This window comes from Polaromonas sp. DSP2-3-2b2, assembly GCF_049895905.1.
In the GTDB taxonomy this organism is placed as follows: domain Bacteria; phylum Pseudomonadota; class Gammaproteobacteria; order Burkholderiales; family Burkholderiaceae_C; genus Polaromonas.
Map to the genome: position 1 here is coordinate 418 of NZ_JAFCTH010000063.1, position 365 is coordinate 782.

General features: G+C 55.9%; 1 protein-coding gene. It reads right to left on the minus strand.

Translation table 11 applies throughout. From position 1 onward, the window contains the following. Positions 1 to 155 precede the first annotated feature (155 nt). A partial coding sequence (locus ACP7AD_RS18575; protein WP_426166421.1) for a hypothetical protein occupies positions 156 to 365 on the minus strand: 210 nt, incomplete at its 5' end.

The following is a 365-nucleotide window of genomic DNA, read 5'->3' on the forward strand; positions in this document are numbered from 1 at the left end:
CTGGTGGTGAAAGTGCAAGCAGACCATGAACTGGCGGAGTTCTTGCGCGGCATCGCGGCGGGGCAGGAGCGTTCGGACTGACTTTCACGCGAGGTGCCGCAATGGGGTTGTGATGGCTCGCACTGTCCGAAATGCTCCGCCCTTCCCTCTTTAGCTCAACCGAAGGGCGAGCGCGCTCCAAGCCTTGATGCAGGCCGCCAATCTGCAGTACAAATCCGTCCGCTCTGGGATCCAAAAGGGACTTTCCGATTGCGGACATCTATGAACTCGACTTGGATCGCTTCAACCTGGCAATGGAAATTCTTCAGCAATGGCGGCTTGACCGGTATTGCATTGGCAAGGCGAAACTTTTCGATATTTCGATG